Genomic DNA, 11002 nt, shown 5'->3' with positions numbered 1-11002 from the left:
GTGTGGACGTCGTGCCTGCCGCCCAATCCCCAGAGGTCAAACGATCCCGGGCGTCGCGATCTCCATGCCCGCACCTTTGCGAGGTCATGGCATTGAACTTAAATCACTTGCCTATGCTGACAAGCGCAACAACAGTGACTATTTCGTGACCATGACTGGCGACCTTGACCATAGCCGCGAGGCGGCAACTGACCTTGGCCTGACCCGCGCCGGCGACACCGCCGGCCTCGAGGCGCTGATTTCGCGTGCCGCCCGCGCCGGCAAGGGCCTGCCGCCGGTCGAGCGCTGGAATCCTGATTTTTGCGGCGATCTCGACATGGAAATCAAGCCCGACGGGACCTGGTTCTATTTGGGCACGCCGATCGGCCGCATGCCGCTGGTGCAGCTTTTCTCGACCGTCCTGCGTAAGGACGAGGACGGCAAGACCTACCTGGTCACCCCGGTGGAACGGGTCGGAATCCGCGTCGTCGACGCGCATTTCGTTGCTGTCGAGATGAATGTGACGGGCGAGGGCGCTGACCAGATCCTGACCTTTCGCACCAATGTCGGCGATGTCGTCGAAGTTGGCCCGGAGCATCCGCTGCGCTTTGTCGACGAGCCGGAGACAGGCGGCCTCAAGCCATACCTGCTGGTCCGCGGGCGCCTCGAGGCGCTGGTGGCGCGTCCGGTGATGCACGAGCTCGCCGAAGTTGGCGAGCGCATCGACATATCAGGTAAGGACATGTTTGCCGTGCGTTCGAAGGGTGAGGTCTACCCCATAATGCCCTGGGACAAGCTGGAGCGGCTGAGCGCGTGATGGTTCATGCCCTGAGAGCGCATTATTCGGCGCAGGATTTCCGCCAGCGCGCCGCACAGGAGCATCTCAACGATGCGGTTGCCGACTATGGCGACCACGTGCTGAACCCGGACATGCGCGAACTGTTCGTGCACGACCGGCTGCGCGATGCCGCTGTGCTGATCCCCGTGGTGGATCACGGCGATGCCTCGACGGTCATCCTCACGAAGCGTGCCGAAAAGCTGAAGAGCCATTCCGGCCAGATCGCCTTTCCCGGCGGACGCATCGACCCGACTGACGTCTCGCCCGAGGCGGCGGCGCTGCGGGAAACAGTCGAGGAGATCGGCATAACCTCCGACTACATCGAAATCATCGGGCGCTTGCCGGATTATGTCACCGGCAGCGGTTACCGCATCGCGCCGGTGCTTGGAATCGTGCGTCCCGGCTTCCGCCTGACAGTCAACGAGGGTGAAGTGGACGACGTCTTCGAGGTGCCGCTCGGCTTCCTGATGGATCCGGCCAATCATGGCCGCGCCAGCCGCACCTGGCAGGACCAGGAGCGCTTCTTCTATGCCATGCCCTATGAAGAGCGTTACATCTGGGGCGTCACCGCCGGCATCATCCGCGCGCTCTATGAAAGGCTCTACACATGAGCGCAACTATCGCCGGCGCCTCCTGGCTGAGCGACCCGCAGCTGCAGAAACTGCTCGCAGTGCTGAACGCCGACGGCGGCGAGGCGCGCATCGCCGGCGGTGCCGTGCGCAATACGCTGCTCGGTGAGCCCGTCGCAGATGTCGACATCGCCACGTCAAATCTGCCTGACGAGACCGTCCGCCGCGCCGAAGCGGCCGGCTTCAGGACCGCACCCACCGGCGCCGAGCATGGCACCATCACCGTTATTGCTGGCGGCAAGCCATTCGAGGTCACCACCTTGCGCGCCGACGTCGAGACCGACGGTCGCCGCGCCAAGGTCGTTTTCGGCAGCGACTGGACGGCTGACGCCGAACGACGCGATTTCACCATCAACGCGCTCTATGCCAGTGCCGACGGCAGCGTGATCGACCTCGTCGGCGGACTGACCGATCTCGACAGCCGGACGTTGCGCTTCATCGGCGACGCCGAGACCCGCATTCGCGAGGACTATCTGCGCATCCTGCGCTTTTTCCGCTTCTTCGCCTGGTACGGCAAAGGCCGTCCCGATGCCGAAGGGCTGAAGGCCTGCGCCCGGCTCAAGGACGGCATCGCGCGGCTGTCCGCCGAACGCGTCTGGTCGGAGCTCAAGCGGCTGCTCGGCGCGCCCGATCCGTCGCGTGCCATGTTGTGGATGCGCCAGGCCGGCGTGCTGACCGCCGCTCTGCCCGAGAGCGAAAAATGGGGCATCGATGCCATCCACGCGCTGGTCCGCGCAGAGAACGATCTCGGCTGGAAAGCCGACCCGCTGCTGCGGCTCGAATCGATCGTGCCACCGGATGCGGCGCGCATGAAAACCCTTGGCGACCGGCTGAGGCTTGCCAATGTCGAAACCGACAGGCTGGTCCAGTGGGCGGCAACCGCCAAGGTTGAGCCAACCGTTACCGAGGGCGAACTGGCCAAGCGGCTCTATCGCGGCAATGTCGACGCCATCGCCGATCACCTGCGCCTCGATCTCGCCTCAGCGCGCGGTCGCGCCGAGCAGGACGACAAGGCGCTGATCGAAGCCGGCGGCTATTTCCGCCTGCTGTCCTTCATCGGCACATGGCAAAAGCCCGACGTTCCCTTGCGCGGCGGCGATCTTGCTGCGCTTGGCGTCGAGGGCGCGGCACTCGGTTCGTTGCTCAAGGCATTGGAAGGAGAGTGGGTCGACAGCGGCTTTGTGCTGGACCGCGACGCGCTGCTCAAGCGCGCCGCCAAGATGCTGAAAGTCTAGCGCATAGGCCCGAAAATTGGTGTCGATTTTCGGAAGGCACTATGCGTGAGATTCAGAGGTCAGGCCGCGTTGCGGACCTTTTCGATGCGCGAGCGAATGGCTTCTATCATCGTCTCGCGGATGATGGTTTCGCCATGGGTCTCGCGCATATGCTCGGCCACGCGGCGAATGATTTCAGCTTCGTCCTCGTGGCGGGTGTGCCACTGGCAGCCGGGGACAAGCGACCCGCACTGAAATTCCTTCATCGGATGTCTCCTTCCTCGTCCGTTTCGGGGGTGCACTATAACACGCAATCGGGCGATTGGTTGCGCTTGGTGGTGGGCCAGTCGACAGTTTGAGTTGGTCCGCCCGAGCATTCGTGGAAAAATCCCGCTTTGTCAGTGCGTTGACGCTGCAGGTTGAAAAAACGATTCCGCCGGCTCGCGTTCCGGATCAATGAAAAGGGCGGAACCTCGTGTTCCGCCCTTTTTTGCAGCGCGCGGTTTGGGCGCTACTTCACGATCTTGACGGACTCAGCCACCTTGTTTGTGCCGCTCATGTCCCAGGTGATCGAAACCGTTTCGCCTGCCTTCACGCCGGGATCCTCGAACTTCTTCGACAGCAAGAAGGATGTGCCGTCGGCGAGCGTCAGGCTCATCGCCTTGGCGTCGAAGGTCTTGATCGTCCCATCCGTATGCTGGACGGCGGCGAAGGATACGGCAGAGGTTGCAAAAATGGCAGCTGCGGCTGCCGGAACAAGAAGCTTGCGCATGGCATGCTCTCCGACGAATGCGGGCGCCCGAATGGACCGACCCGCCTTATGAAGGGCCGTCCAGTCACGTCGCGTCGCGGCCCAAGAGATCGAGCCGCCGGCGTTTCCCGGCCCCGGCGATAGAAATAGCCGTGCTTTGCCAGGGGCATATTAGACGAAAAACATATTTTCAAACGGTGACTTAGCCGCATTCCGCGCCCAAATCTCTGTTTGTGGCGCCGAATGTGGCAACTGCGAACCTTACGAAAAAGTAAGACCCCGTGAGAGCTTGGCGATTACTCGCCGAACCTCTTCTTTGGCTTGTACTTCTTGGCCGCGCCAGCACCCGCCGGCTTGTCGTAGGCCGGCTTGTCACCCACACGCTTTTCGAACTGCTTCTTCTCGTAGGGCTTCTTTTCAAAAGCCTTCTTCTTGAAGGGGGGCTTGTCGGCGGGATCGTATTGGCCCTTGCGGTGCTGCTTCTTCGGCTTGGCGCCGTGGTCGGATGCAGGCGCGGCACCAGTACGGGTGATGGTCACGCCCTTTTCGCCGGTGCCCTGTTCCTCGACGGCCGCGGCAAAGGCGTCGGCACGCTCGGAGATGATCTCGAAATGCGAATCGTTCTCGAAGATGCGGATCGAGCCGATCTCGCGCTTGGTGACGCGGCCTGCCTTGCAGATCAGCGGCAACAGCCAGCGTGGTTCGGCGCGGTGCTTGCGGCCGACCGAGACGGCGAACCAGACGCCGCTTTCGAAGCGGTTGTCGGGACGTTCCGCCTTGGCGGCGTCGAACACCGGTACAGGGCGGTCCGAGAGCTCTTCGGCGGCGGGACGCGAGGCCATCTGATGTCGCAGCCAGGCCAGCGCGATCGTCTCGGGCGAGTGGGCGGCGAGGATTTCGGCGACCTGCGTTGCCTCGTCCTCGGCGGCAGCCTCGATGTCGGTGAGTTCGGCCAGCATGCGCTCGCGGTTGCGGGCGTCGATCTCTGCCGGGCCGGGTGCTGCCTGCGTCGTTGCCTCGAGCTTTGCCAGCTTGAGCAGGCGGGCAGCGCTGCCACGACGGTGGAACGGCACGATCAGCACGCACACGCCCTTGCGACCGGCACGGCCGGTACGGCCCGAGCGGTGCAACAACGTATCAGGGTTGGTCGGCAGGTCGGCGTGGATGACGAGGTCGAGGTTCGGCAGGTCGATGCCGCGGGCGGCGACGTCGGTCGCCACGCAGACGCGGGCGCGGCCGTCGCGCATTGCCTGCAGCGCGTTGTTGCGTTCGGCCTGGCTCAGCTCGCCCGACAGCGCCACAACGGCGAAGCCGCGATTGGCAAGGCGCGCCGAGAAGTGCTTGACCGCTTCGCGCGTCGCGCAGAACACCATTGTGCTCTGGGCATCGAAGTAAAGCAGCGTGTTGATGATGGCGTTCTCGCGCTCGGACGGAGCGACCAGCACGGAGCGGTATTCGATGTCGTCGTGCTGGCGGCTTTCGCCTGCTGCGGTGATGCGCAGCGCGTTGCGCTGGAAGCGCTTGGCCATCTGGGCGATCTGCGGCGGCACTGTTGCCGAGAACAGAAGCGTGCGGCGCTCCTGCGGTGCTGCCGCCAGGATGAACTCCAAGTCTTCGCGGAAGCCGAGGTCGAGCATCTCGTCGGCTTCGTCGAGAACCACGGCGCGCAGGCCGGAAATGTCCAGGGAACCGCGGGTGATGTGGTCGCGCAGGCGGCCCGGCGTGCCGACGACGATGTCGGCGCCTTCGTCGAGTGCGCGGCGTTCCTTGCGCATGTCCATGCCGCCGACGCAGGAGGCGATGCGGGCGCCGGTCGCGGCATAGAGCCATTCGAACTCGCGGCGCACCTGAATGGCGAGCTCGCGCGTCGGCGCGATGATCACTGCCGAAGGTGCTGCGCCCGGCGTGAAGCGCTCGCGGCCGTCAAGCAGGGTCGGCGCGATGGCGATGCCGAAGGCCACCGTCTTGCCCGAGCCGGTCTGGGCCGAGACCAGGAGGTCGACGCCGCTGGCCTCGGGAGCCAGCACCGAGGTTTGCACCGGGGTCAGCGTTTCGTAGCCACGCGCGGCGAGCGCTCCGGCCAGCGCCGGAACCATGTTGTCGAAAATCGTCACGAAAATCTTCCAATGAGAGCAAGGCCCGTCACCAAAGGACGAGGGCCAAGGAAAGCGCGCTCTCTAAAGCTTTGCTGCCCGCACGTCAATGCGACGGCGGGCAGGGCAGCCATGCGTCCGGCTCAGGGCCACCTGACCTCAGGTGGCATGCTCGACAGGATCGAGGCGATGTTGCCGCCGGTCTTCAGGCCGAAGATCGTGCCGCGGTCATACAGCAGGTTGAACTCGACATAGCGGCCGCGGCGCACGAGCTGTTCGTCGCGGTCGCCGTCGGTCCAGTTGGTGTTGAAGTTCTGCCGCACCAAATGCTGGTAGGTGACGAGGAAGGCACGGCCGACGTCCTGGACGAAGCGGAAGTCTGCGTCCCAGCCGCCCTTCTCCTCAGGCGAATGCTGCCAGTCGAAGAAGATTCCGCCGGTGCCGCGCGGCTCGTTGCGATGCGGCAGGAAGAAGTACTCGTCGCACCAATCCTTGTATTTCTGGTGGTCGGCCACACCGGCGTGCTTGGAGCAGGCAAACTGCATCGCCTTGTGGAAGGCGACGGTATCGGCGTCGTCCTGCGTGCGGCGGCGGTCGAGCACCGGCGTGAGATCGGCACCGCCGCCGAACCACCAGCGCGAGGTCACCACCATGCGTGTGTTCATGTGCACGGCGGGTACGTTCGGGTTCTGCGGGTGGGCAATCAGCGAGATGCCCGAGGCCCAGAAGCGCGGGTCTTCTTCGGCGCCCGGCATCTGCTTGCGGAATTCCGGCGAGAACTCGCCATGCACGGTCGAGGTGTGCACGCCGACCTTCTCGAAGACGCGGCCATGCATCATCGACATGATGCCGCCGCCGCCCTTGCCGTCGTCGCGCTGCCAGGGCGTGCGCTCGAAACGGCCCGGTGCCCATGACGCCAGCGGTCCCTCGACCTCATCCTCCAGCGCCTCGAAGGCGAGGCATATGCGGTCGCGCAGCTCCTCGAACCAGGCGCGCGCGCGCGCCTTCCTGTCTTCGATGTCGGCCGGCAGTCCCGCCGGGATTTCAGGACGCTGCAATTTAGGCTCCGCACAAATGACTCGTAATTGTCCGGCGCGATCCCTAATCTCCTTCTCGCAAGGGTCAAGGAGTTCTTTATGGGCACACCGACCAGACCGCCGCTGGAGGATCTCGCCAAGAGGCTCCAGCGCAGCCGGGCCGAACGTGAGCGCAGGCCGCGCGACGGGTTCCTGCGCGAGACCTTCGTGTTGCCGCGCCACGACGCACGGCTCAAGGCGCAGGAGTGGTTCTCGCGCTGGCCGAAGCAGGCTTACTGGACCGAGATCGAAAGCTGGTTCGAGCGCCCTGGCGACGTCATCGAGTTCACCATCCGCCGCCTGCCGACATCGGACTGATCTTCTCTGAACCGAGACTGAGTCGGGCTGCCGCGCAACCGCAGCTGGCGGCTGCAAGCCATTGGTGCGAGATTCCAAACTGCCCTTCGGTGCCCTGGCTAACCAGCCGGCCGTTTCGCAAATCCCTTGACCAGGATCGGTCCCGTCGGCTTGCCGGTCGGCGAGCCCGGGCGCGGTTCGAGCGTGATCTCGTAGAGCTGGTCGGCCGCGGGCACAGGCAGCTTCTGGCCCTTGAGCGTGGTCACCTCGGCGCTGGACAGCGTGCCCAGCGAAACCGGGCCGACCGAGGCGTCGTAGAGCGTCCACACCTGCATGATCTTGTCCTGCGGCACCTCGAAATCGGCAAGCGGGATGATCTTGACGCTGTTGTCGGCAAAGGCCTCGAACACCGCTCCCGTGGTGTTGTCGGGCGTCTGCAGCACCACGAGCACAACCGGCTCCGGCACCGTCTTCATGACGAAGCCGCCGGCATAGCCGAGGCCGAACGCGGCCGCGAGCGACGCTGCCAGGGCGAGTTTGCGCCAGGGGGTCGTATGCGTCGCGCTGTTCTGATTGGCAGCGCTTTGTGCCGGCGGTGAGGTGCCGTGGTCCTGCGGCAGGGTTGCAATCTTGCCCAGGATTTCGTCCCACATGCCGGCAGGTACCTCGGCGGGCTTCGCCGTGTGGTCGAGGCTGGACATGCGTTCGGCGAGCCGTCGCACTGTCTCGGCAAATTCCGGGTCGCGCTCCATATCGCGCTCCGCTTCGGCGCGGGCGTCATCATCCAGCAGACCGAGCACATAGTCGCCGGCGTGGGCAAAGCGTTCGTTGTCGCGGCTCATGACAGGCACTCCTGCAAGGCGATGACGCCGCGGCGAATCCAGGCTTTGACGGTGCCCAGCGGCGCGTTCAGCTTCGCTGCGATCTCGCCATGTGTGTAGCCCAGCACATAGGCCAGCAGGATCGACCTGCGCCGCGCCTCATCCAACTGGCTCAGGCAATGCTTGAGCGCGTCGGCCTCGTCGAGAGCCTCGAAGGCCGCGTCGGCGCTGCTGTCGCTTTCGCCGTGCCTGGCCATGTCGTCACCTGTCAGACGGAGGCGCTGGCCGTCACGCAGCATGTTGAGCGCGCGGTTGCGGACGATGGTGGTCAGCCAGGCGCGGGCACTGCCGCGTGCCGGGTCGAAGCGCGGCGCATGCTTCCAGGCGGCGATGAAGCCTTCCTGTACTGCTTCCTCGGCGAGATCCTTGCGGCGCAGGATGCGGCGGGCGATGGCGATCAGCCTGCCGGCCTCGCTGGCGAAAAGGTCGCCGAGCGCCTCGCGGTCGCCGCTTGCGACCCGAAGCATCAGGCCGTCACAGAATTGGTCGCTTCGTTCGACAGCCGACATGCGGTCCCTTCTCGCCCGTTTGCAATGATACACGCCGGATGCATCTGGGGATGCAAGCCCTTCTGAGAAATTTGCGGCGTCCTGCATCCAGAACCCGATCCCGTGGGTAAGGCCGGCGAGCGACGCAAAATCACCAGCGCTCACCGACCAATGAGAAGGAGATCGACATGACCCGCATCGCACTGCATATCGCCCTTGCCGGCACAATGCTCGCCGGCTTTTCCGCAGCGGCAGTGGCTGCTCCGGCGCTTGGCCTTTCCGGCGACAAGACCTTGATCTGGTTCGACACCGACAAGCCGGGCGAGGCCAGGAAGATGGAGGTGACCGGGGTCGACAAGCTCCATGGAATCGACCTGCGATCGTCCGATAACATGGTCTATGGCTTGGCCGGCGACGGCTCGCTGGTCACCATCAACCTCGACACCGGTGCGGCTGCGGCGGTGTCGAAGCTGTCCAAGCTGCCGCCCGAGGGCGCCAAGGTCAGCGTCGACTTCAACCCGGCAGCCGACAAGCTGCGCGTTATTGCGTCCGACGGCACCAATCTGCGTGTCGATCCCGCGACCGGCGCGGTAACCGAAGACGGCAAGCTCGCCTTCGAGGCTGGCGATGCGAGCGCCGAGATGCCGACTGAGATCATTGCCACCGCCTATACCAATTCCTTCGGCAAGCCCGAAAAAACGGCGATGTACGACATCCATGCCGGCGGGCTGTTCCTGCAGCAGATCAAACCGAATGACGGTACACTGAAGACGATCGGCAAGCTCGGCATCGAGCCCGGCGACGCCGTCGGCTTCGATATCCAGACGTCGGAAGATGGCGCCAACACCGCGTGGCTGGCCACAGGCGGCATGCTCTACAAGGTCAACATGGAGAGCGGTGCTGCCGAAAAGGCAGGCGAGGGCCTCGATGCCGGCTTACGCGACCTGGCTATCCTGCGCTGACGCATCGAACACCACTGATCCGGGGAGGCAACGCCCCGGGTCGGCCTGTTTCACTCCACCAGCAGCCGCCGCGGCCCTGGGCCCTGGCGCGCCAGCCGGTCCTCGCGGTTGCGCAGCGGGCACTTGTCGATCGACATGCAGCCGCAGCCGATGCAGTCGGTCAGGCCGTCGCGCAGCTTCTTCAACTGTTCGATGCGGTGGTCGAGGTCGTGGCGCCAACCCGTTGAAAGCAGACTCCAATCCTCACGCGTCGGCGTGCGCCCGTCAGGCAGGGCGGCGAAGGCGGCGGCAATGTCGGCGAGCGAGATGCCGACGTCCTGGGCGATCCGGATCACGGCCACACGGCGCAGCACGTCCCTGGAGTAACGCCGCTGGTTGCCCGCCGTGCGGTGGCTGTGGATCAGCCCGCGCGTCTCGTAGAAATGCAGCGCCGAAACCGCAACGCCGCTGCGCTTTGCCACCTCGCCGACAGTCAGTTCGCTTGCCATCGAAATTTCCCGCTTGACCTCAATATTAGTTGAGGTTGTACGAGGATATCCTTCACCGTGCAAGGAAGGATGACGACATGGCGAGATCCGCTGCAGACGACTGGAACGACGGTTTGCCAGGAGGCTGTTTCGCCGCGGCCGCACTGCGACTCGCGGCAGCCATTTCAGCCGAGCTGGCGCATCGCCTCGCCGGAAACCATCGCAGCAGCCAGCGCGACGTTGAGGCTGCGACCGCCGCCGGGCATCGGGATGAGCAGCCGCTCGAAGGCGAGATCGTGGATGTGATCCGGCACACCGGCCGATTCGCGGCCGACCATGACGACGTCGCCTGGTTCGAAGCGGAAATCCGTGTAGGGCAGGGTGGCTTTCGTCGACAGCAGCACCAGGCGTCGGCCTTCGCCTCGGCGCCAGTTCTCGAAGCGGTCGAAGTCGACGTGCCGGGTCAACGCCGCCATTTCGAGATAGTCCATGCCGGCGCGTTTCAGCGAACGGTCGGAGATGTCGAAGCCGGCGGGTTCGATCAGGTCGACGGCGACGCCAAGGCAGGCGGCCATGCGCAGGATGGTGCCGGTGTTGCCGGCGATGTCGGGCTGGTAGAGCGCGATGCGGAATGGGCCGTTCATGTTGATATCCTAATCTGTGGCAGCAAGGCCACAGCAAGTCGTGCCCAAGCAAAAAGTGAAGATGATGCTGTGGCGTTCTGCCGCGAAGGGGAGTATACGGCCTGCATTGTCAACCCGAACCGATGGAGGGGTACATGATGCTGCTTGACACACACCGCCCCGACTGTGGGCGACGTACTGCCTGAGGGCGGACCGGTTCGACGACTTTTCCTGACAATTCCAGGCATATTCGCATCGCGGTCCGCAGAAGCCCTTATCCGGTTTTCGAAGGACAATTCCGATGTTTGTCAACATCCCCACCGGGCACAACGCCCGTAACGAACACGACTCTGCATTTTTCGCCCACCGCAACGAGTTAGCTGAAGCAAGGCACCATGCCATGATGCTGGCGCTCGGCGCGCATCAGCCCAAGGCGCACCCTCCGGTACGCCGGCGGCCGCATCGCGGCATTCTGCCAGACGTCGACCTGTCGAATGTCGTCGTTGATCCCAGCTACAGGCCGCTGTTCGGCCGCATCGCTGCCCTGATCGGCCGGCTTGCCGGCCGGTCGGGTGCTACCCGGCCTGCTGCCGGAACGATGTCAGGAGGCAATAGCTGAGGATTCGCCGAATCCTCAGCGGCCCCCTACATTTCGAAAGCCCCCGCCGGCTCTTAACTCCGAGAATCCGGCGTAATATGGCCGT

14 protein-coding genes are annotated in these 11002 nt (G+C 64.5%); 6 read left to right on the top strand and 8 right to left on the bottom strand.

What is annotated here, in order from left to right; genetic code table 11:
* The first annotated feature begins 151 nt into the window (after window positions 1-151).
* Genes HNQ95_RS01895 through HNQ95_RS01885 form a run of 3 tightly spaced genes read left to right on the top strand, consistent with a single transcriptional unit; the run spans window position 152 to window position 2681 of the window.
* Window positions 152-796 (top strand): DUF1285 domain-containing protein, encoded by a 645-nt coding sequence (locus HNQ95_RS01895; RefSeq protein ID WP_182573329.1) that lies wholly within the window; start codon window positions 152-154, stop codon window positions 794-796.
* Window positions 796-1428, top strand: coding sequence for a CoA pyrophosphatase (locus HNQ95_RS01890; protein ID WP_067959332.1), 633 nt, complete (start codon window positions 796-798; stop codon window positions 1426-1428). Before HNQ95_RS01895 ends, HNQ95_RS01890 begins: the two co-directional genes overlap by 1 nt.
* On the top strand, window positions 1425-2681 hold the full coding sequence (locus HNQ95_RS01885; protein WP_182573328.1) for a CCA tRNA nucleotidyltransferase: 1257 nt from the start codon (window positions 1425-1427) through the stop codon (window positions 2679-2681). Before HNQ95_RS01890 ends, HNQ95_RS01885 begins: the two co-directional genes overlap by 4 nt.
* A gap of 59 nt (window positions 2682-2740) precedes the next feature.
* On the opposite strand, the gene HNQ95_RS01880 is transcribed toward HNQ95_RS01885, so the two are convergent.
* The 4 genes from HNQ95_RS01880 to hemF form a co-directional block, all read right to left on the bottom strand.
* On the bottom strand, window positions 2741-2926 hold the full coding sequence (locus HNQ95_RS01880) for a DUF1059 domain-containing protein (protein WP_067959336.1): 186 nt from the start codon (window positions 2924-2926) through the stop codon (window positions 2741-2743).
* Window positions 2927-3171: 245 nt separating this feature from the next.
* The gene (locus HNQ95_RS01875; RefSeq protein ID WP_182573327.1) at window positions 3172-3432 is read right to left on the bottom strand and encodes a DUF1344 domain-containing protein; all 261 of its coding nucleotides are present in this window, start codon (window positions 3430-3432) and stop codon (window positions 3172-3174) included.
* A gap of 275 nt (window positions 3433-3707) precedes the next feature.
* Window positions 3708-5525 (bottom strand): DEAD/DEAH box helicase, encoded by a 1818-nt coding sequence (locus tag HNQ95_RS01870; RefSeq protein ID WP_182573326.1) that lies wholly within the window; start codon window positions 5523-5525, stop codon window positions 3708-3710.
* Window positions 5526-5647: 122 nt separating this feature from the next.
* Window positions 5648-6562, bottom strand: a complete 915-nt coding sequence (hemF, locus tag HNQ95_RS01865; RefSeq protein WP_182573325.1) for an oxygen-dependent coproporphyrinogen oxidase — start codon at window positions 6560-6562, stop codon at window positions 5648-5650.
* Between the two features lie 78 nt (window positions 6563-6640).
* Between hemF and HNQ95_RS01860 the strand changes: the two genes are divergently transcribed.
* A complete protein-coding gene (locus HNQ95_RS01860) occupies window positions 6641-6898 on the top strand; it encodes a hypothetical protein (protein ID WP_067959348.1) in 258 nt (85 codons plus the stop codon).
* A gap of 98 nt (window positions 6899-6996) precedes the next feature.
* Here the strand turns inward: HNQ95_RS01860 and HNQ95_RS01855 are convergent, their stop codons facing one another.
* Entirely contained in the window at window positions 6997-7719 is a 723-nt protein-coding gene (locus HNQ95_RS01855; RefSeq protein ID WP_182573324.1) for an anti-sigma factor, read from the bottom strand.
* Complete coding sequence (locus tag HNQ95_RS01850) at window positions 7716-8225, bottom strand: sigma-70 family RNA polymerase sigma factor (RefSeq protein ID WP_067966253.1); 510 nt, start codon at window positions 8223-8225, stop codon at window positions 7716-7718. Before HNQ95_RS01850 ends, HNQ95_RS01855 begins: the two co-directional genes overlap by 4 nt.
* A 209-nt stretch (window positions 8226-8434) precedes the next feature.
* Between HNQ95_RS01850 and HNQ95_RS01845 the strand changes: the two genes are divergently transcribed.
* A complete protein-coding gene (locus HNQ95_RS01845) occupies window positions 8435-9208 on the top strand; it encodes a DUF4394 domain-containing protein (protein WP_246340517.1) in 774 nt (257 codons plus the stop codon).
* 50 nt (window positions 9209-9258) lie between these two features.
* Here HNQ95_RS01845 and soxR read toward each other — a convergent pair whose 3' ends face one another.
* Both soxR and HNQ95_RS01835 read right to left on the bottom strand, forming a co-directional pair.
* Window positions 9259-9696 (bottom strand): redox-sensitive transcriptional activator SoxR, encoded by a 438-nt coding sequence (soxR, locus tag HNQ95_RS01840; RefSeq protein WP_154384750.1) that lies wholly within the window; start codon window positions 9694-9696, stop codon window positions 9259-9261.
* Window positions 9697-9860: 164 nt separating this feature from the next.
* Window positions 9861-10319, bottom strand: a complete 459-nt coding sequence (locus HNQ95_RS01835) for a tRNA (cytidine(34)-2'-O)-methyltransferase (RefSeq protein WP_067959356.1) — start codon at window positions 10317-10319, stop codon at window positions 9861-9863.
* A 280-nt stretch (window positions 10320-10599) separates the two neighbouring features.
* Here HNQ95_RS01835 and HNQ95_RS01830 point away from each other — a divergent pair, with 280 nt between their 5' ends.
* Window positions 10600-10917, top strand: coding sequence for a hypothetical protein (locus HNQ95_RS01830; RefSeq protein ID WP_067959359.1), 318 nt, complete (start codon window positions 10600-10602; stop codon window positions 10915-10917).
* The last annotated feature ends 85 nt before the right edge of the window (window positions 10918-11002 follow it).

The sequence above is a fragment of the Aminobacter ciceronei genome, from assembly GCF_014138625.1.
GTDB lineage: Bacteria > Pseudomonadota > Alphaproteobacteria > Rhizobiales > Rhizobiaceae > Aminobacter > Aminobacter ciceronei.
Note: the sequence above shows the minus strand (reverse complement) of the source record. Positions and strands in the feature narration are given on the sequence as shown.

Bases quoted from the DNA above. Each gene is read 5' to 3' on its own strand.
- HNQ95_RS01895 (WP_182573329.1), top strand. From the start codon at position 152: ATGACTGGCGACCTTGACCATAGCCGCGAGGCGGCAACTGACCTTGGC.
- HNQ95_RS01890 (WP_067959332.1), top strand. From the start codon at position 796: ATGGTTCATGCCCTGAGAGCGCATTATTCGGCGCAGGATTTCCGCCAG.
- HNQ95_RS01885 (WP_182573328.1), top strand. From the start codon at position 1,425: ATGAGCGCAACTATCGCCGGCGCCTCCTGGCTGAGCGACCCGCAGCTG.
- HNQ95_RS01880 (WP_067959336.1), bottom strand. From the start codon at position 2,926: ATGAAGGAATTTCAGTGCGGGTCGCTTGTCCCCGGCTGCCAGTGGCAC.
- HNQ95_RS01875 (WP_182573327.1), bottom strand. From the start codon at position 3,432: ATGCGCAAGCTTCTTGTTCCGGCAGCCGCAGCTGCCATTTTTGCAACC.
- HNQ95_RS01860 (WP_067959348.1), top strand. From the start codon at position 6,641: ATGGGCACACCGACCAGACCGCCGCTGGAGGATCTCGCCAAGAGGCTC.
- HNQ95_RS01855 (WP_182573324.1), bottom strand. From the start codon at position 7,719: ATGAGCCGCGACAACGAACGCTTTGCCCACGCCGGCGACTATGTGCTC.
- HNQ95_RS01850 (WP_067966253.1), bottom strand. From the start codon at position 8,225: ATGCTTCGGGTCGCAAGCGGCGACCGCGAGGCGCTCGGCGACCTTTTC.
- HNQ95_RS01845 (WP_246340517.1), top strand. From the start codon at position 8,435: ATGACCCGCATCGCACTGCATATCGCCCTTGCCGGCACAATGCTCGCC.
- soxR (WP_154384750.1), bottom strand. From the start codon at position 9,696: ATGGCAAGCGAACTGACTGTCGGCGAGGTGGCAAAGCGCAGCGGCGTT.
- HNQ95_RS01835 (WP_067959356.1), bottom strand. From the start codon at position 10,319: ATGAACGGCCCATTCCGCATCGCGCTCTACCAGCCCGACATCGCCGGC.
- HNQ95_RS01830 (WP_067959359.1), top strand. From the start codon at position 10,600: ATGTTTGTCAACATCCCCACCGGGCACAACGCCCGTAACGAACACGAC.